Source organism: Ruoffia sp. FAM 20857 (assembly GCF_045528645.1).
In the GTDB taxonomy this organism is placed as follows: domain Bacteria; phylum Bacillota; class Bacilli; order Lactobacillales; family Aerococcaceae; genus Ruoffia; species Ruoffia halotolerans.
Genome location: NZ_JBGQRB010000037.1, coordinates 1 through 20,495 on the forward strand (window position 1 = coordinate 1; position 20,495 = coordinate 20,495).

General features: G+C 37.6%; 16 protein-coding genes. 2 read left to right on the forward strand and 14 right to left on the reverse strand.

Going from position 1 to position 20,495, the window contains the following annotated elements:
- Window positions 1-115: 115 nt before the first annotated feature.
- The 3 genes from ACEN4N_RS08705 to rlmH form a co-directional block, all read right to left on the reverse strand.
- Window positions 116-658, reverse strand: coding sequence for a phosphoribosyltransferase family protein (locus tag ACEN4N_RS08705; RefSeq protein WP_407094067.1), 543 nt, complete (start codon window positions 656-658; stop codon window positions 116-118).
- Window positions 659-1,735: an NCS2 family permease gene (locus ACEN4N_RS08710; protein WP_407094068.1), complete on the reverse strand. Its 1,077-nt coding sequence runs from the start codon at window positions 1,733-1,735 to the stop codon at window positions 659-661.
- A gap of 776 nt (window positions 1,736-2,511) precedes the next feature.
- Window positions 2,512-2,991, reverse strand: a complete 480-nt coding sequence (gene rlmH / locus ACEN4N_RS08715; RefSeq protein ID WP_407089126.1) for a 23S rRNA (pseudouridine(1915)-N(3))-methyltransferase RlmH — start codon at window positions 2,989-2,991, stop codon at window positions 2,512-2,514.
- A 94-nt stretch (window positions 2,992-3,085) separates the two neighbouring features.
- Between rlmH and ACEN4N_RS08720 the strand changes: the two genes are divergently transcribed.
- On the forward strand, window positions 3,086-4,462 hold the full coding sequence (locus tag ACEN4N_RS08720; protein WP_407094069.1) for a TrkH family potassium uptake protein: 1,377 nt from the start codon (window positions 3,086-3,088) through the stop codon (window positions 4,460-4,462).
- A 1-nt stretch (window position 4,463) separates the two neighbouring features.
- Window positions 4,464-5,144 carry a potassium channel family protein gene (locus ACEN4N_RS08725; RefSeq protein ID WP_407094070.1) on the forward strand — a complete coding sequence of 227 codons (681 nt, stop codon included), beginning with the start codon at window positions 4,464-4,466 and terminating at the stop codon, window positions 5,142-5,144.
- A gap of 538 nt (window positions 5,145-5,682) precedes the next feature.
- On the opposite strand, the gene ACEN4N_RS08730 is transcribed toward ACEN4N_RS08725, so the two are convergent.
- The 11 genes from ACEN4N_RS08730 to ACEN4N_RS08780 all read right to left on the reverse strand — a co-directional run bounded on the left by ACEN4N_RS08730 (window position 5,683) and on the right by ACEN4N_RS08780 (window position 20,334).
- Window positions 5,683-6,906 carry a S1C family serine protease gene (locus ACEN4N_RS08730; RefSeq protein ID WP_407094071.1) on the reverse strand — a complete coding sequence of 408 codons (1,224 nt, stop codon included), beginning with the start codon at window positions 6,904-6,906 and terminating at the stop codon, window positions 5,683-5,685.
- 312 nt (window positions 6,907-7,218) lie between these two features.
- Window positions 7,219-8,082: an MBL fold metallo-hydrolase gene (locus ACEN4N_RS08735; RefSeq protein ID WP_407094072.1), complete on the reverse strand. Its 864-nt coding sequence runs from the start codon at window positions 8,080-8,082 to the stop codon at window positions 7,219-7,221.
- Window positions 8,083-8,214: 132 nt separating this feature from the next.
- Window positions 8,215-10,122 carry a DUF2207 family protein gene (locus tag ACEN4N_RS08740; protein WP_407089121.1) on the reverse strand — a complete coding sequence of 636 codons (1,908 nt, stop codon included), beginning with the start codon at window positions 10,120-10,122 and terminating at the stop codon, window positions 8,215-8,217.
- 402 nt (window positions 10,123-10,524) lie between these two features.
- On the reverse strand, window positions 10,525-11,358 hold the full coding sequence (locus tag ACEN4N_RS08745) for a two-component system regulatory protein YycI (protein ID WP_138404474.1): 834 nt from the start codon (window positions 11,356-11,358) through the stop codon (window positions 10,525-10,527).
- Window positions 11,358-12,767 carry a two-component system activity regulator YycH gene (yycH, locus tag ACEN4N_RS08750; protein WP_235888779.1) on the reverse strand — a complete coding sequence of 470 codons (1,410 nt, stop codon included), beginning with the start codon at window positions 12,765-12,767 and terminating at the stop codon, window positions 11,358-11,360. Before yycH ends, ACEN4N_RS08745 begins: the two co-directional genes overlap by 1 nt.
- A 3-nt stretch (window positions 12,768-12,770) precedes the next feature.
- A complete protein-coding gene (gene walK / locus ACEN4N_RS08755) occupies window positions 12,771-14,624 on the reverse strand; it encodes a cell wall metabolism sensor histidine kinase WalK (RefSeq protein ID WP_407094073.1) in 1,854 nt (617 codons plus the stop codon).
- Between the two features lie 257 nt (window positions 14,625-14,881).
- Window positions 14,882-15,586 carry a response regulator YycF gene (gene yycF, locus ACEN4N_RS08760; RefSeq protein ID WP_138404477.1) on the reverse strand — a complete coding sequence of 235 codons (705 nt, stop codon included), beginning with the start codon at window positions 15,584-15,586 and terminating at the stop codon, window positions 14,882-14,884.
- Between the two features lie 235 nt (window positions 15,587-15,821).
- Window positions 15,822-17,198, reverse strand: coding sequence for a peptidoglycan binding domain-containing protein (locus tag ACEN4N_RS08765; protein WP_407089119.1), 1,377 nt, complete (start codon window positions 17,196-17,198; stop codon window positions 15,822-15,824).
- A gap of 100 nt (window positions 17,199-17,298) precedes the next feature.
- Window positions 17,299-18,144 carry a Cof-type HAD-IIB family hydrolase gene (locus ACEN4N_RS08770; protein ID WP_407089118.1) on the reverse strand — a complete coding sequence of 282 codons (846 nt, stop codon included), beginning with the start codon at window positions 18,142-18,144 and terminating at the stop codon, window positions 17,299-17,301.
- Window positions 18,145-18,816, reverse strand: coding sequence for an O-methyltransferase (locus ACEN4N_RS08775; RefSeq protein ID WP_407094074.1), 672 nt, complete (start codon window positions 18,814-18,816; stop codon window positions 18,145-18,147).
- Window positions 18,817-18,924: 108 nt separating this feature from the next.
- On the reverse strand, window positions 18,925-20,334 hold the full coding sequence (locus tag ACEN4N_RS08780) for a hemolysin family protein (protein WP_407094075.1): 1,410 nt from the start codon (window positions 20,332-20,334) through the stop codon (window positions 18,925-18,927).
- Between the last annotated feature and the right edge of the window lie 161 nt (window positions 20,335-20,495).

Genomic DNA, 20,495 nt, shown 5'->3' on the forward strand with positions numbered 1-20,495 from the left:
AAGATGAGAACACAACACAAACTATCGTTGCATAGAGAGACACTTAAACATAGGAATAAAAAAAGAGCCAAGGTGACTGCGTCACCTGGCTCCTCGGTCCACCAACATCAAAAATTCATGAACCAAACAAAGGGAGTTCTTCTAAAAATTGAATATCAGTTCGTTTAGCTGCATCACCTTCAGCGAGGAGTGCAAGCTGATCTACAACAATGGCACCAGCTTCTTCAGCTAATTGTTTTAAGGCAGCAAGTGAATCGCCAGTACTGATGACATCATCAATTAAAATAACTTTTTTGCCTTTTAATTCTGCTGCATCTTTACCGTCCAATACTAATTGTTGAGATGCTTGAGTTGTAATACTCAACACTTCGGTAATGAGTGGATTATCCATATAAGCTTTAACTGATTTTCTTGCGACATAAAACTTAGGATGGTTAAATTCTTGGGCAATACATTGAACGAGTGGAATACCTTTTGCTTCTGCGGTTAAAAAGTAATCAAACTCCGTATTAATTTTGTCTGCTAATGCTTCAGCACCTAAAACTGCTAATTCAGTGTCACCTAGTAGCACAAATGATGCGATGGCTAAATTTTCAGACAAGCGAACAATCGGTAGAGAACGCTTTAGACCTGCAATCGTTAAGTCGAATGTTTTCATTTATAAACTCACTCCTAATAATGGTAATAAAAATTTCACGACAACGCCAGCTAACATTCCGAAAAATGGATCAAAGAAATAGCTAACAATCATTGTAATCCCGGTTGTCATAGGGTCAATTTCTGATCCAGAAGAAAAGTTTGACGGAACCGTTACGATTGCTCCTAAAACAAATAAGAAGCCTGCGATTGATTCCATAGGGACGAATTTACCTAATTTAGGTAAAACACCGAAGAATAGTAGTAAAGCCATCAAAGTCATCATCAAGACACCAGAGAACACTGGATTAGGGGCACTACCTGTTGCTGAAATAATCGACTCTAAAGGTGCGCCTCCAAATAAACTTGTAATAAAATCAGCGACTGAACTAACGACAGTCAATACATCCACATCTACAGGGTTTGTATCGGAACCGGTCATGCTCCCAGTAATCATTCCGAAAGAAATATTTGAACCGATATTTAAACATGCTAGCGCTAAAGCGCCACGTAGAATTTTCCAATTAAGTCCAAGCGGTTTAACAAAGCTCAATTTGTTTTCTGCAACATCTCCTACTAAGTCAAATGTTTGCTTTTTATAAAACGAAGAATAGAAAGTTGCTAGCCCAACAGAAGCAACGATTGTATAAACTAAATCATGGGTGAAAATATAGACAATAAGAGCGGTAAAAAACGAGATAATACCAACACCGCGATTGCTTCGAGCCATATCAATTGCCGCTTTAGCTAAGATGAGCCCCACACCAGCCATCATACCAGAGGTGATTTCTACTCCGACAAAGCTAACAAGTTTATCCATTAAACCAAAAAGACCAATAATAGTCATAATAATTGCTGCATAAAAAATTAAGGAAACTCGTTCTCTTTTGTTATCACCCATTGTGCCGGCCACAGTAATTGTTTCGACTTGAAAAGAAACGGGTGCAACAGATCCTGTTACCGCATTTGCAATGGCTGAGAAGGCAAAACCTAAACCAGTTGGAAAAGCTGCAAACCCGAACGATAAGGCAAGGATGCCTTGTGGGATTCCGTTAATAACTACTCCGATTGCTGCCAATATATCTTGAATATAATGCAATTTATTCACTCCAATTAAAATATTTTATATAAATACTATAAAGTAAAAGAGCGCTATAAACAAAATAAAAAATAAACATTGATTAGTGATGTTGAGTTAATGTTCGTTTTTTTGTGAACGTAAAAGTTTTGTATTGATTTACCAAGCTTAATATTTCGATCTGCTTGTTATTTTACAAGGTGATGATTGCTTTCAAAGCCTTTCCTAAGTTCGTGCTTCTCAAGTTTAATCGGATAGACTCTAAGGATGAAATCGCGTTGCTCATAGTTACAGCAAACTATTCTATTAGTAGCGATGGATTGCTTTTTACTTCTTTAAAAACCTCAATAGATAACTAGGTGAGGTAGTTCTAATAAAAGTTATAAGTTGCTTTTAATGTATCGACTATTAAATTGAGTTGACACATTAAGTCACCCAATGTGTCGACTCAGATTCTGAGTTAGCATGTTATAATATTAAAAATCAATATAATGATAAAAATTACAAATAATAGGAGACTTCCCGATTTCCCGACGATTTTAGAAGGATAAGAGTTTGAGTGAGGACCTTATTTCCTCTTCGGCAAACACACCAAAGCAGAGCTCACAGGTTTTCCTGTAAACTCTGCTTTATTTTTTTTGATTAGATAGATGATCAAGTTGGGTTTTCCTATCTATGGGCTCTTACTTACTTCAACTAAGGACTATCTAGTAATCCCCCGAAACCCCGATGATTTTAGAGGGTAGAGATGCATTGAGTAAGCACTCTCATCTACCAAACAGATGTAATTTTTATCATCATTTATGATACGCATGCCCCTTCATAATCCGAAACGCTCGGTAGATTTGCTCTACCAACACTAATCGCATTAACTGATGAGGTAATGTTATTCGGCCGAAGCTAATGGATAAGTCTGCCGATTGTTTTAATGATTTGTGTAAGCCGAGAGATCCTCCAATTATAAAGGTTACTTTACTCTGCCCGTAAGTTGCATAGTCATCTAATTGGCTAGCTAGTTCTTCTGATGAGATAAGTTTTCCTTCAATCGCTAAGACAATGACTTTACGACTTGGGTCTAATTTAGCTTTGATGCGGTCGGCTTCTTTGGCTAAGACAGCCTCTTCTTCGACGTCACTCATATTTTCCTTAGTTGGTTCGTCCGCGAGTTCGATGACTTTTACGTTAGCGTAAGCATCCAGTCGTTTCAAGTATTCTGCGATACCCATTTTTAAGTACTTTTCTTTCAGTTTTCCTACAACAATCACTTCGATATTCATTTCCTCACTCCTTTGTCTGAATTATCATAGCATTTATCAGATATATTTTGTATGATATTTACATTGAATTAATTATCGAAAGGAGCGATTAGGTTTGGCCATTACGATTGGGAACCGAAAAATTTCGACTTCTCTTCAATTAACATTAAGTTTTGTGCTTGTGGCTTTTATCGGAAGTTTGATTTTATCTCTTCCTATCTTTCACCAGCCTTCTACAGATGTAGGTTATTTCGACCACTTATTAACAGCGATTTCGCTTGTTTGTGTATCAGGTATGGCGGCCTTACCCATTGCTGAGACGTATAATTTAGCTGGGCAAGTGATTGCTCTCTTACTTATCCAAGTCGGTGGACTGGGTGTGATTACGATCTTAAACGTTGGTATTTTCTACCTTAACCGGCGGCTTTCTTTGCAGGACCAGTATTTACTTCAACAGTCTCTAAGTCGGGATACGAACCGTAACTTGATGGATTTTCTATTATCAATTTATAAATTTACGATTTCTGCTGAGATTATTGGAGCTTTAATTATTATGTATGATTTTGTACCTCGTTTTGGCTTTGTTAGAGGGGCTTTTAATGCTTTATTCTTATCCATCTCTTCTTTTAGTAATTCGGGTTTTCATAATTTATACACAGATAGTTTGGAAGGCTTTTACAACAACCCATTGATTCTATTAACTGTTTCGTTTTTAGTGATTTCTGGTGGGATTGGTTTTTCTGTTTGGTTTGAATTATCTGAACGTGTCGGCAATTATATTAAAAGTCGTCCACGGTCATTGAGGCTCGCTTTTCAACATTTATCCGTTCATAGTCGGATTGTTTTGGTCTTTTCAAGCGCGATTATCGCTTTAGGGACAGTCTTGTTTCTAGCTGCTGAATGGTCGAATCCTAATTCGATAGGGGATATGTCTCCGGGCTTAAAGCTCTTGAATGCATTCTTTAATACTACAAATACGCGTACGGCTGGCTATACTTCGGTGAATTACTTTGAGTTAAATCCTTTTACAAAATTAAGTTCTATGGTGCAGACAATTATTGGTGGTGCACCGGGTGGGACAGCTGGCGGGATTAAGGTCACATCGTTTGCGATTTTGGTCTTATTATTTAAATCTGAGGTTCAAAGTTATAACCATGTCGTGGCTTTTAAACGAATTATTCCATCACGTATAGTGAAGCAAGCAGTGATTATTGTTTTATTCTTTGTCATTTTATTATTTGTTGGGTATGGGGCGATTTTATTAACTCATCCTCATCTTGATTCTTTGGATATTTTATTTGAGACAGCAAATGCCCTAGGTTCAGCCGGAATTTCTTTTAATACGATTGATTATTTAAATCCTTTTGGGGTATCTATCATGGTTGTTCTGATGATAGCCGGGCGAGTTGGGCCTATTACCTTACTGTTAGGTATTTTACAAAGACGTAATCGTGAAATACATTACGCAGAGACGAATATTTTCCTTGGTTAATATGAGAGGGGTTCAAAATGAAGAAAAAATTGTAGGTGTGCTTGGTTTAGGTATCTTCGGCGAGCGCGTCGCAACAGAGTTAAGTGAGTATGGGTGTGAAGTCATCGCCATTGATACTGACGCGGCTAAAGTTCAAAAGATTTCAGAACAAGTGACAAATGCGACGATTGGTGACTTTACAGACATTGAATTACTTCGAAATGTTGGGATTAATAACTGTGATGTTGTGGTCATCGCAACAGGAACTCACTTAGAAAGTGCGGTTCTTGCAGTGATGCATTGTAAGAAATTAGGCGTTCCTCAGATCGTTGCGAAGGCTCGTAGTTTGATGTTTGAAGATGTCTTGTATGAAGTGGGTGTGAGTGCGGTTGTGGCCCCGGAACGTGATTCTGGTCACCGCTTAGCATCGAAAATATTACGAAATAAAATTGATGAAGTCTTGCGTTTGGATGATGATACATCGATTATAGAATTTGAAATTCCTGAAGCTTGGATTGGTAAGCTGTTGACTAATCTTGATTTGCGTCGTAAATACGAGATTAACCTGATTGGACAACGATCTGAGCGTGGAGAGAATTTAACTGGGATTAATATCGCTGAGCCATTGTCAGAAGATGTTATCTTAGTTGGGATTGCGAATACGCATACGTTTGAAAAATTTGACTATCTTGGTCAACTGTAAATATGATTAAAACTCACTTCATACTTTGTGAAGTGAGTTTTTTGTTTTTATAGAAAGTTATCCACAATTCATGGTTGGTATTATTTTGAATTTTGTGTATTTATTTCGGATTTTATGTAAATAAGAGTCGTTTTTGCGACTTATCCACTAACAGATTGTGCATAAGTCTGTGCATAAGTCATTTTTCTGTTGAATACCCCATAATTATCATCTGGTTATTATTCTTTAACACTGATAGATGTAATTTTATTTCATTTTGTGTACTTATCCACACTTTTCAACAGTTATGCACAATTATCGGGGTGTTTTCTGTTGATAACTTGTTTATTTGTTGATAACTTAGCATTGCATGTTTATACACATAGATTTTATTCACAAGCAGAATCCTTTAACTTCGTTTTTACAAAACAAAAAACGGTCTAGCATGACGCTAAACCGTTTCTTTGTTTCACTGACGCTTAGGAAAAGTGTTCTTGAGGAGAAAAATTGAAATAATGGGTAGGTTTATTCAATTTATTTCACTTAACGTTGTGAATTGTTACTGTGCTGGTTGAGTGTTTGTAGTGGGTGATGCTTCTAATGTTACTTCAATTTGTTGCTCTTCCCCACCACGGATAATTGTTAGAGTAATTGTATCGCCAACTTGGTATTCATAAAGTAATTGACGTAATACTTGTCCATCTGTGACTGGTTCGTCATTGATTGCGGTAATGACATCAAATTGTTCAATACCTGCATCTGCGGCTGATGAGTTTGCTGCAACATCAATCACAACGGCTCCTTCAGTCATATCTTCTGCTAAACCTAAATCTTGAACACGTGTTTCAAGGGCAAAGTAGTTTAAGTTAACTGTTGTTGTTCCGAGTACTGGACGGATGACTTCTCCGTTAGCTTCAAGTTGTTCGATGATTTGAGTTACATCGTTACTTGGGATAGCGAAGCCCATACCTTCAACGGTTGAAGTAGCGATTTTACTTGAGTTAATTCCGATCAGCTGACCACTTGAATTAACTAAAGCCCCACCAGAGTTACCTGGGTTAATCGCTGCATCCGTTTGTAGTAAAGTCATTTCCCAGTCTTCTGCCCCATCACCATCTGTATCAATTTGTAATGAACGGTTAAGTCCTGAGACAATCCCTTGCGTTACTGTTGAGGCGAATGTTGCTGAATCTAAAGGTGATCCGATAGCAATTGCTATGCTACCAACTTGGATTTCATCAGAGTTCGCAAATTCAATCACATCAGTAACACTTTCAGATGAGATTTGTAAAACTGCTAAGTCACTTAGCGCATCTGATCCTACTTCGGTTGCTTCAATTTGAGTTCCGTCATTTAAAGTGACTTCTAAAGAGTCATGTCCATCAATAACATGGTTATTTGTAACAACGTAAGCTATCTCTCCATCAACTTTATAAATAACACCACTACCTGTTCCCACTAGAATTGGTTCTTGTTGGATATCTTCCAGTTGTAATCCTTGCCCTTCAACATAGCCTCTTTGGCCAAATGGACTAGTTTGAACTGATTGGTAGTTTCCGACAGATACGACAGCTTCCTGTGTATCTTGCACTGTTTGGGTAATTGTTGATTCGAATTCAATTAAGTCTTCTTGCGAGTATGCGGTTGGTTGATCATCACTCAATAAGCCGAATCCTAGGACACTGACTAATGATAATACAAGGACAGTTCCCATAATTCCGCCGAACACACTACGCCAAAAGCTTAATGATTGAGTTTCGGTTTGTTGGTTTTTCTTTTTCACTAGCATCTTCCTTTCTAATATTTATTACATAATATATTCTAGCAACCATTTATGAAGCATTTATGAAAATTTATCAATAAAATTTGGATTATAATCTTAAGTCGTCTTAATCTTTATGACATCGCGTTAATATAAGATTGCTGTGACACTTTTTAGGTGTATCTTAAGTTAAATGGGTGATTGGTTTGGCTTGAGATGAGGCAACTTAAGACAAATCACAGTTCATTTCGCGTGAGCCAGCTCACATCACATTTTCAATATAAAAACCCCTCTTTATTAGCTTTGGCTAACTCAGACGGGTTGCTTATACGTTTATAGGCGTTTTAAGGGGGTTGCTTCGCCGGGATCGGTCATGTGTAGTAAGAAATCTTCGTTTACTGCAAAGTTGTTGTAACGTAAGATATCTTCCATTGAAGCCATCGCAAATTCTTTTGTATTGTTGTCACGGCTTAAGTGACCTAGGTAAATATCGGTCGTGTTGTTACCGATTAAGTCTTTCATCGCTAAGGCACCGTCTTCGTTACTTAAATGCCCTTTGTCGCTTAAGATTCTTTGTTTAACAGACCAAGGATATTTTCCGTAGCGTAGCAGTTCAATCTCATGATTACTCTCGATTAAGTAAGCCGAAAGATTCTTTAATTGGCTGCGTAAGCGGTCGCTGACGTAACCTGTATCTGTTAGCATCGCGAAATGTTTTTTGCCTTTTTGAAAAGCATAAAATTGTGGTTGAATCGCATCATGGCTGACACCATAACTTAACACATCAATATCACCAATCGATACAAGTGTATCTGGTTCGATATATTGACGGTTCTCGGATGCGATTTTTCCGATCATATTTTCCATGGCGCTCCATGTCTTAGCATTAGCATAGATTGGAATATTGTATTTACGCGAAAGGACACCGACACCGTGAATATGATCTTTGTGCTCATGCGTCACGAGAATCGCATCAATATCGCTCACCTGACGGTCAATTTGAGCATATAGGGCTTCGATTCGCTTGCCGCTGAGTCCGGCATCAATCATAATTCGGTGATTCATCGATTCGACATAAGTACAGTTCCCACTACTTCCACTTGCTAAAATGGAGTATTGCAATGTATCAAATGCGTCTTGAACACTTTTCTTTTCTTCTTTACCTGGCGTCGATCCAGGTATAATTATTTCAGTCATTTAATCACTCTTTACTTTCATTTTAACGTACTAGATAGCTTATCATTACAACTCGAGATTGGCAATGCTTATTGCTTACAAAAAAACATCTATCAAGCAAAATGTGCCTGATAGATGTTTGGCTAGTTTGGTTTAGAAACCACCGGTTCCCCCACCGCCACCTGATCCTCCAGATGACCCACTAGAGAAGCCACCACCAAAACCTCCCGTATTCGACCCAGAGTATTTGCTTTGTGCTGGAGCGCTACTTGTCACGGATTGGCTAATCGATGGTCTGACAACTTGGTTAATCCAGTAAGGGTTACTGTAGATAACCATTGGCATTGCCATTTGACTCAATTCTTCCATACCATATTCTTTATTCATGGCTTCAATCACTTTATCTGCCACATCTAAGGAAATCGCATAAACTAAAAACTCTTCCCAGAGAGGCAGTGAAGCAACTTCACGCATGTTGAAATTCCCTATATCATCTAACATATTCGCAAAGCCTTTCCACTCTTTAATCATCTTATCTTGTTCGTAAGTTCGAATAGGTCGAAGTGTCGTCAATAATAAGATGACAATGGCTAAGATCAAATTCACTGTGAAGGCTAGTAAAATCGGCATAATATGTTCTTGTAGTGGTGAATCTAAAGTTAAAAATAGTAAAACAAATAACATAATCACACTTGCAATAACAGCTAGAACAGCGTAACCAACGGAATTATTATATTCTTTGGGTTGATTTTTAACTTGTTCACCTTTGACTTCAACGTAATTAGCAAACTGTGTCCATTTACGGTATTTTTGCTTTTTAGTATTACGATTACTTTGAATATCTTCTTCGATTTGACTGAGTGTTGTCGGTTCATTGTTTGGAAGTAAGTATTCATAAACATAGCGTTCATGCTTTTGTAAATCAAATAAGTCAGCTTCTTCTTCAACCGGCGATACACGAATGGTTGACGCGCTTTTGCGTTTTAAAAGACCCCGTTTTTCTCGACTGACTTCTTCTACTTTGATATATCCTTTACGGGCTAAATCAATAATTGTTGCCGAGAAGTCATCCGCAATTGGCTTATCACGAAAAACCGCTGTTGCCATAATGGCGGGTGTTAACTCTTCTGGTAAAGAATAGACATGTTCTGGGACATGCGCTGGCTTTGGATTTAGTTTACGATGATTACGGAAGTAATACACCCAAGCAAAGATAGTCACGAGTGGGAAGCCAATTAAAGCTAAGATGACCCACAACCAACGGCGTTGTTGTGAACTTTCATGCGCCTCTCTATCTGCTTCGACGGTTGCTTCAGATCGCTCAATAATCTCATCTTTCATATTTGCTTGAACGATATTTTGGTTATTTGGTGTTAATGCGGTTGGGAAGATTGCATTAACTTCCACGAATTGATTTGGTGGATTGTCTGGCACTGTGATATCGATGTAACTTTGATCGCCTTCAGTGACCGGCTGAATTTCTCCGTTATAAGGTCCATAACCCCACGCTCGGAAATCATCTGGGTTTGAGACACTTCCGGGTAAGTAAATTCTTGCATCGACCGCAAAGTCATCGTCTGTATTTTCCGGAACGATCTTGCGGTTAATCTCGGCAGTGTCATTATAGTTAGTAATTAATTCTTCTAGTGTGTATTCGAATACAAAATGCACCGTCTCGTCCTCTGCTGGATTAAATACTTGTAGTCTAAAAATCTGACCATTATCGGATACTTTAAACGTTCCAGGTGCTTCGTTAAAACTTTCATTGAGGTAATTAATATCGCCGGTTTCTTCATCTAAAATCCCAACACGATATTCAGTTAGATTGTAACCCCCATAATCGATATTGTGGTAAGCTCCATTCATATAATCGACATCGAATGTGTAGATTTCTTTAAAAGACACATCGCCATCCGACGAAATTTGTCCTGTAATATCTGCTTCTGTTATATCAAAACTAATATCCTGGGCACTCACGGTTGAAATTGTCATCAGCGGCACAAGAATAAAGAGCGAGAGTAACAAGCTCAATATATTTCGGCTCAAACGATTTAAATTCATTTGGCTCACCTAACTTTCCATTCATTATAATAGTATTTTACCATGTATAGGATGCATTCGCACACTAAAGCATGAATTACTTTTTAAAGACTTCTTTTTGAACATGTGTTACGGGTAATTATTTAAAAAGTTTGTCTACTCAAGACAAACCAATCACCCATTTGGCCTGAGTTGCGTCAACTCAAGACAAACCGATCACCCATTTGGCGCAAGTTACGTCTACTCAAGACAAACCGATCACCCATTTGACCTGAGTTGCGTCTACTCAAGACAAACCGATCACCCATTTGACCTGAGTTGCGTCAACTCAAGACAAACCGAACAGCCATTTGGCGCGAGTTGCATTTTAAATCACGATCCCCAAAAAAACCGCTCCACCACAATAGTGGCGAACGGTTCTTACTAATTAAATTGCTTCCGGTTAACTGTATTTCCTCGAATACTATCGACTAATAAAGTAAAGCGGCCATTCGGATTGTCATACACGATTTGCCAGGCAGGTGAATAGACGTTTAAGCCGTCTAATTGCGTCTGGCGGTAATAAACTAATATCGAATAATGAATTACCGAACCGTCTGGGATTAAAGTTTCCACACGACGATCAATAATTTCTAAAGCTTCACGTTCGGATAAGATGGTCCGGTCTCGGTCAAGCTCTGTAACATTGCTTTGGAAAGTTTGCGTATAACCAGTCATCATAAAGTTTTCATCCAAATTAATTCGGATTTCTGCTGTACCATCCACAATCGGACGCCCGTCAAAGGCGGTCATTCGAGCATAGATGACTTGTTCTGAATTAACATACCAAATATTTCGGTAAACATCTCCAGAGATAAATAAGGCTGGGTTCTCCAAAAAGTCTTGAAGGGCTTGCCGTTGTTCATTTGAAAAACCCGTTGTTTCAGCTGTTAAGCCGAGTCCTAAATCCATCGGTTCTGATAAAGTCCCAGTCAGCATGCCTTCTTGATTCACAGATACATCTTCGATTTCAAGTTGTGAAATATTTTCAGCAAGATGATTATTAGTCTCTGATACGACGAATGGGAGTTGATATTTTTCAGTCGATAATTCATCAAAAGTAACGCCACGATTTGATAGATTTTCTTCAATGGATAACTCAATCTGTTCAGTTGGTAAACTGGTTACTTCAGCTCGATTAAACAACATGAATAGTAAGTAAATATCGAATACTAGAAAGAAAAACACTAATACGATTTGAATGCGTTTAAAGTCCACTAGTCAGCTCCCCCTTCACCAAGTACTTGAGTATTCCAAATATCCACAAAGTCGTCGCTTTGAATTTCTTCTAAAGTATAGTGCTCACCGTTTAATTGGAAGAACCAAGTCGGAATGAGCTCTGCTTTTCTAAACATTTCCATATCTTCTTGCCATTCATAAGCCATAAAGATATCTTCAAAGCCATTCACTGTATAACCTCGTTCTTGAAGCACTGCTAAAATTTCTTCATGATTCATCAATTCATACTCTTGTGAAGCCGTGTCGATATGCGTATAAAAAGTCAACATCGGTTGGTGGTATCGGAAGATATCCCCACTCAAATCGCCACGCATCTGAACGGAGTTCGCTCCATAATCAGGCATGTTTGAGCTTGTTAAGATGGGTAAATCATTGTAGTAACGTCTAAAAGTAATGAAGTTATTCTCTTGATGGAATAGACGAATATCGCCTTCCCAATACTCAAATTGTTGCACCATACTAAAGGCATTACGGAATTTCTCAACAGTCGTTCTTGGCTCACCCGGATCTGCCCGGCTGATTGTTAAGTCAAACTGCTGAGTCGTTCGGTTCACATCAAGTGTATTAATATAGTTTTGATAACGGAATACTTCGTCATCATCACTATTTGCTACTTCAGTCGTATTAAAGCCAGTATTATCAAACAAATCACTGACATGAAGATTTTCTGGCAATACATCCAGGGTAAAGAGTTGCGACTGTAAGTTTACATTATTGACTGGCAGGTAAATTGGCTTATATGCGCCTTGATAACGAACCACTTCAAGCAAATCTGAGTTCTCTAAAGTAATAGCATTACGCAATTCATCTTTTCTTAAATTCGATGATAATTCTGCTTCAATCACACGTTCTGTCTTAGAATCAATTAAGTAAACTCCACGCTCTTCTTGCGAAGTCAGCGGAATAATAATTCGATCAATTAAAATATCTGTCGGTATCTCGTCTTCAATGGATAATACTCGCGTGTATGCTCCTAAGGGAATACGCGTCGGTAATTCCATCTGCAGATGATCAACATCTAATAAATTATTAAGTAACTGCGGATCTTCCATATATGACACATTATCAACTGAGATGGGTCTACTTTCAATTAAAGAACGCAATGTGTTGATAGTTGCTTCATCACGAATGAAGTAAGACTGTTGGCCTAATCGAATAATATACTCATCTGAAGAGACAACATCTTGAAAACTTAATCGCGTGGGTGAGTAGTAATTAGCAGTTGGTTGAATGGTTTCAGTCGCTATCTCTTCGTCTGTCGGAGCTGATTCATTACCAATAATACTTTCAAATGTGTTGATATCATAAAGAATAAAGTATGAGAATAAGAAACTAATCGCAACTAATATAACGAGCACGACTGTGATCCCCGTATTTTGTTTTCTCATCAATTAATCCCACTCCCCATCTAGCTCGGTGAATTCGGTATAAGGTAATTCAAAGATAAAGGTTGAGCCTTCACCTTCAACACTATCTACCCAAATTGAACCGCCATGTAATTCGATAACCTCTTTAGAAATCGCAAGGCCGAGTCCACTACCACCTTGTTCACGAGACCGCGCCTTATCAACGCGGTAGAAACGATCAAATAATTTCTCAGCGTCTTGCTTAGAAATTCCTAACCCTTCATCGGTGATACGTACAATGACACTGCGGTGGTTATCTTCAATTTTAACTGTAATGGTTCCCCCATCGGGTGAATATTTCACGGCATTATTTAAGATATTATCAATCACCTGAGTCATTCGGTCCTGGTCAACATCGACATAGATATCCCGTGTTGTAAATTCACGCACAAAATTATAATTCCCTGCATTTGAATCCGATTCTAAAGTGAAAACTAACCGGTCTATGATATGGTTAATAATCCGTTTCAAATCAACGTAGTCGGTCTGAAGTGTAATTTGGCCACCATCCATCTTAGATAAATCCAGTAAGTTTGCGATCATCCGAATCATACGATTACTTTCTGATTGAATGACTTCTAAAAATTGCGGCGCAATCTTCTCGTCACGCCAAGCACCATCAGATAGGGCTTCACTATAACTTTTAATACTGGTTAAAGGTGTACGCAATTCGTGCGACACATTTGATACGAAATCGCGTTGTTCTTGTTCGGTCTTCTCTTGTTCTGTGACGTCTGTTAACACACACACAACTCCAGTAACAAAGCCGGTTTCTCGACGAATAATCGAGAATTCACCTTTTAAAATCGAATCTACACCTTTATCACTGTGATTAATCATAACTTCAGTATCTTTTTGTAATAATCCTTTTAAAGCGATCTTTGATTCGATATTCAATAGACGTAAAATCGAATGACCAATCGCTTGCTCTCGGCGAATATTTAACAATTGGAGTGCTCGATCATTTACTAAAAGGACGCGTCCTCGCTGATCAGTCCCGATAACACCATCAGTCATATGACGAAGAATTCCGTCTAAGCGTTGTCTCTCTGACTCGGTTGATTCTTGGGCATCTTTTACTTTGACGGCCAGCTCATTAATGGTCATCGTTAACTCGCCTAATTCATCATAACCGTACACTTCAGCAGGATAATTATAGACCCCTTCCGAAATACGTAAGGCTTGTTGACGCATATTCTCAATTGGACGGGTTAAACCTTGACTTAAGACAAAGGAAATCAGTAAAGCAACGCCTACGGCTAAAATCGAAGACTGGAGAAACAGGTCGATAATATTATTATTCTGACTATAAATTTGCTCCATATTAGCTTCAATAACTAACACTCCGAGTAACGTCGTTTGCGTTGTCCCAAAGATAGGCTTAATTAATTTGTAAATCGGTGCATCTGTTTCTGGGTCTGAGTATTCACTGCGTAATTCATTTTGATAGAGTAAGACATTACGCGCATCGGCATCCGTAGTTTGGTTCCCAATCGAACTTTGATCTAATCCCTGATTCGTCGCAATGATCGTTTGCGCATTATTAATCACTTCAAGGCGCGCTGGCGCTGTTGAGCTAAAAGTTTCTAAAGTTTGACGCAATTGGTTGAGCACACTTTGTGACTCTTGATCTGAATTTGATAATATCGGTGTGATATTATTCGCTAAAAAGTCCGCTTGTGTATTAATTTGTACTTTAAAATTATCTACCGTTTGTGTCTCTAACTGGTCAATAAAGATGACTCCGATAAATTGGAAAGTGATCACTAAGATAAATACAAATAGTAAGGGTATTTTAAAGTATATCGATTGGAAAAAGCGAAAAGGTCTTTGCTTCATCGTCGTATCAGCTCCAATCTTTCTAAATTTTTATGTTCTGAACACAATAATAACATGTTGGTGTCTCCTTAATTCAAACATTTTAATTCTAAAAAACATATAGATTCAGTTTATTGATTTTTAACTATAATTACAAGCTAGAATCTCATTTAATTTACTTTGAATCAAGAGCATTGTGTTCTTATTATGTATAAAAGAAGTGCCTGCTAAGCGAAGGAATCCTTCTGCAAATAGCAGGCACTTTATATTGTATTTAATTATTCTTGTTCTGGATTTTTTAAAAAGTATCCAACACCACGACGGGTAATAATATACGTCGGGTGACTTGGTTGATCTTCGATTTTCTCACGTAATCTTCTAATTGTTACGTCCACTGTTCGGACATCCCCAAAATAATCATAGCCCCATACAGTTTCTAGTAAATGTTCACGAGTCATGACTTGTCCAATATGTTTCGCTAAGTAGTGAAGTAATTCAAACTCACGGTGAGTCAGTTCTATTTCTCTACCTAATTTCGATGCAATGTATGCATCTTGGTGAACAATTAATTCGCCTACTTTGATTTCATTGGCATTATTTTCATCTTCATCAACTTCTTTTAAAGCGTTACGACGTAGGTTCGCTTTTACACGAGCCATTAGTTCGCGGTTAGAGAATGGTTTCGTTACATAGTCGTCAGCACCTAATTCCAGACCGAGTACTTTATCAATCTCAGAATCTTTTGCCGTTAACATAATAATCGGCACAGCACTTTCTTTTCTAATTTCTCGACACACTTCCAAGCCATCTTTTTTAGGTAACATTAAATCTAAAATAACGAGGTCAGGTTTTGTTTCTTTAAATTTTTCGATCGCATCTTCGCCATCAAAACTTGTGACAATTTCATAACCTTCGTTTGATAGATTGAATGTAATTATATCCGAGATTGGCTTCTCATCGTCGACAACAAGTATCTTCTTCATATAGTTTTCTTCCCCCTTACATAAAGGATTAATATTTAGGTTAGTCAAATATTAATTAAATATATATCGTATTAATTATACAGTTTTATTAAATATAGTCAAAATTGCCACAATAAATTAAGGTTTTCTTAATTATTTATGACTAAATAAGAAAAGCAAAGTAGTCGAATATTTCATTCCCCTACTTTGCATATTAACCTAATTTTTTTAAAAAGTCATTTTTAAGCCCTTAAGATTAATGGATAAGGACTGGCATACCTTCGTATGCATGAGCAAAAACATCTGCCATAACATCAGGTGGTGTATTAATACATCCAAGTGATCCTGATACTTGATAAGTGTTTCCGCCAAAATTACTTTGCCATCCAGCATCATGGATACCTTGGCCTGTATCGTCAAATGGTAACCAGTAATTTACTGGTTGGACGTAATCACGCTCTGTACGAGGGTTGTATCCTTTTAATTCAGAGTCTTCTTCTTTATCCCAGATTGAGTAAGCACCTGGTACAGTATCTGTTCCGATTTGTCCGGTTACGATAGGTGTTTCAACTACGATTTGTCCATCAACATAAACCCACATTGTCTGGTGGTCAACACTGACTTCAACGTAGCTATCCCCAATATCATTGCCTCCAGTATTGTAACCCGTCCCCACTATATTTGGTTGACGTGATACATTCTCACCAGCTTGTAAATCAGCTAAAATGTTTTGCGTTTCTGATTCACGGTCAATGGACCAACCTAATGTTCCGGGTTCAACTGTTACTTCACCTTCTGAAGTACTTTGGAATTGACGTGGTTTGTCATAAGTTGCGTATTCATCGTTTAATGTTCCAAGATATTCGTAAATTAATTCTTGGTCATAAACAATCTCGTTATTTGAATCAAAGTAAATCCACTCTTCAATTGTTTCTTGAGGAATTGTGACATTGTTTCCAGCAATTTCAAGGTTAATTTCAGTGTTTTTAGCTGTTTCAATTTGTTCCATGACTGAATCGATTTTTTCGTCATGACTTGATAATTCGGGTTCTAAGTAAGCTGAATTAATTTCGATTGATTCTTCACCATTTTGAATACCGTTCATAATTAATTCTTGAACTTTATCAATATCTAATTGATTTCCTTCTTCCGCTTCAGTAACGTAGTAACCTTGCGCTTCAGTATATTCAATGGCTGCATCTTGAGCCGCTGTACGGTCTTCATTACTTAAACCTAGATTCGCTAATTGTTTGTTTAATTTTTGCTCGTCTAAATTCATTGTTTCCATTAAGCCACTATCATGGTTTTCAGATTGGAAGTAACTTGTAATCCACTCATTTGGGTTTTGGCTATTGTAAGTTTCTGTTAAAACTTCACCCGTTTGTAATTCTGGTCCCAATTCACCTAATTGAATCGAACCAACTTCTTGGCCGTTCTCAGTAATTTGGAAAGTTTTGCTGTAGATATCCTCTTGAATTTTTTCTTCCGCTTCAGGGAGTGTTAAGTTACTAATATCAACACTTCCAAAAGTTGTATTTGCTTGGAATTTCTCAGCATAATATCCGATACCTGCACTATATGCCACAATTATGATGACTAGTGCCGATACTACAGAGATAATTAGTTTTTTCATTTGTTCACCTCAAAAAATTTAATATTCGTTCTTTTAAATAACAAGACCTCATTCAAATATATATTTTAGCATGTAAATGTGAATAAAGTATAAATATTACTTAACTATTGTGTGGCGGTTGTGTGACAAATTTTCTAATCGCGTGTGCGACTCCATTCTCATTATTCGTTAAAGTCAGCTCATCGGCCACTCTTTTTACTTCTGGATGGCCATTTTCCATTGCGACTCCTAAACCAGCCATTTTAACCATTTCGTAATCATTTAGTTCGTCCCCTATGGTCATAATGTTTTCAGCTTTAATATCTAACAGTTGGATTAAAGCATTTAGACCATTAGCTTTATTCGCTAATTTAGGAATAAATTCAATTGCAACGGGTAAAGAGCGGACAATATGAACTTGTTCATATAATTCATTAGGAATTTTTTCTAAATAATCATCGATAAATTCAACTCCACCAAAGACAACGATTTTATAGAGTGTCTCTAAGTTTAGAACTTCTTCAAATTTTGCCAATGTAATATCAGTACTTAACGTTTTAGCATCTTGTACAACCGTTGGATTCGCTGTCTCATCATCAACTAAATACAGCTTGTCTGGATCAAAGGCAACCATTTGAACTTCTTCACTCCGGTACTCTTTAAAGACATCATAAATTGCTTGACGGTCTGCTTCAGTTAAGATTGTTTCATGAACAATATTTAAGTCAGGTAACTGATGGACAACTGCCCCATTTTGTAAGATTAAATATTCATCGCCATGCCCTTGTGGCAGCTGTTTAGACAAATATTGAATACTTGGTAGCGTACGTCCTGTACAAATAACGACTTGAACACCTTGTTCAATCGCCTCTTTAATTGCGTCTACATTTTCTTGCGACAAAGATTTGTCATCTCTTAGTAAAGTCCCATCTAAATCAATTGCTACGAGTTGAATATCACGTGTCATTTATTCTGCTTCCTTTCTGACCATTAAAAGGCCATCGCCAAGTGGAACGAGTGTTGAACGGTTTGATTTATCATTTAATACAGTATCAAACAATTCATTTAATTTACGATGAATTTTTCTAACGCGTTTTGGAATTTCTGCTTCATCATCTAATACTGTACCACCTTGAAATACATCGTCAATAATTAATACGCCACCTTGACGAAGTAGACGCATACATTCAGGATAAAATTCGATATATTTCGCTTTGGCACTATCCATAAAGATTAAATCATATGAACCTTCTAAGGTTGGTAAGACATCCGTTGCGTCTCCTTCAATTAAAGTAATTCGGTCTTCAAGCCCCATCTTTTTAAAGTTTTCTTTGGCACGTTCATACATTTTCTCATAGCGGTCGATGGTCGTTAAATGCCCATCTGCTTGTAAATGCTGTGCCATTAAACTTGCTGAGAAGCCGATGGCTGTTCCGATTTCTAGAACTTGACTTGGTTGCATGGTTGCAGTAAAGAAATCAAGAAACTTCGCTGTTTCATGCGGTACAATCGGAATGCCTAATTCATTCGCGTAAGCTTCAATCTCACCAAGTCCTCCCTCAAAGTCAAGTTGGCCTTCACGCATAAAGTCAACAACTTTCTGCATCACGATTGGGCGGTGCATCATTTCGTTTAACATGTTATTACTCCTCTATTCAATATTCTCCAAAAAAAAACGAACTTTGGCGCTTGATCAGTCCTAGCTGGCCGACTCAAAGAGTACCGAAAGTTCGTTAGACATACTTGATTATTGGTCACTCTCTCCAGAGTCTAAGTCCAATAATTCTTCTACTGTTATATCACTCGCATCTGCAGTGACGTCATGGTATAAGTTATAATCACTCGAAATTTTCTGATCGTCATCATATTCCACGTGAATTCCACGAATTCGACCGTTATCAATATGACTTGTCGTAATCACATAATCACTTGCTCTTAGAACAATTCGCTCGTCATCGTCTGGCACATAGCCTAGATGATAAATAATCAGACCAGCAATTGTATCTACTTCATCATTTTCTAATTCAACATCAAAATACTGATTAAATTTATCAATTGGTAAAATGCCATTCACATAATAATTGTTATCATCGATTTTACGTATGTCACCTGCTGTTGAGATATCTGTCTCATCTTCGATATCCCCAACAATCTCTTCTAACACGTCTTCTAATGTAACAATCCCTTCAACCCCACCATACTCATCTCGCAGTATAGCCAAGTGAGTTTCTTCACGTCGGAATTCAACTAATAAATCATCAACAAAGACTGTGGATGGTACAAATAGTGGCTCACTTGATATATCAAGAATATCAATATTATCAAAACCAACTGTTCGTGCGTGTTTCAATAAATTCTTCATATGAACAACACCCACAACATTATCTTTTTCACCTTCATAGATAGGAATTCGTGAGTAAGGTGTATCTAGCAACGCTTCAATATTCTCATCGTAGTCATCTTCAATATCAACCATGATTGTATCCGTACGTGGCACCATGATTTCTCTAGCCATCTTATCATCTAAAGATAGGACACCTTGAAGCATTGAAAATTCAGCTAAATCAATAGAACCTTCTTTTCGACTTTCAGCCATTAACACTTTCATCTCATCACGAGTGAATGTTTCATCATTCTCTGAGAAATCAAGAGGTGTTAGTCGCTGTAATAATCCAGTTGAAGCTGATAATAGTGCAATAAAGGGACGGAAAATTTTCTGAATCGTTCCAATAATACCACTTGTACCCATGGCGATTTTTTCTGGCATTTGTAATGCCACTTGTTTTGGAAACAATTCACCGAACACTAAAGTAATATAAGACAAAATTAACGTAACGACAACAATCGCAACTGTTGCTGCTCCAGGAAATGTCGGTAGCAAAGCTGAGAATCTGTCAGCAAATGAAGTCGCTGCAGAGGCACTGGATAAGAATCCCGCTAAAGTGATCGCAACTTGAATAGTTGCTAAGAAATCATCAGATTTCTCTAATAATTCCAAAACCCTTTGAGCTTTCTTATTACCTTCTTCTGCTAATGCTTTCATTTTAGACTGGTTGACTGATACGAAGGCAATTTCACTTGCTGCGAAAAACGCGTTAATTGCCGTCAAGACTATAATTACTATGCCTTGTGTCCACAAGGACCCCGAGGAACCCATTATTTTCTCTCCTTTTAATAATTCAATTTTTTCTTTACGCCGATTGTAAAATTAAGCTAGACAACTAAAACAGCCATTTGTGGTACACTCAACTTGTAATTCCGACCAAAGAATACAAAGGAGTGACCACAAATGACCTACACCCATCTTACCACGGATGA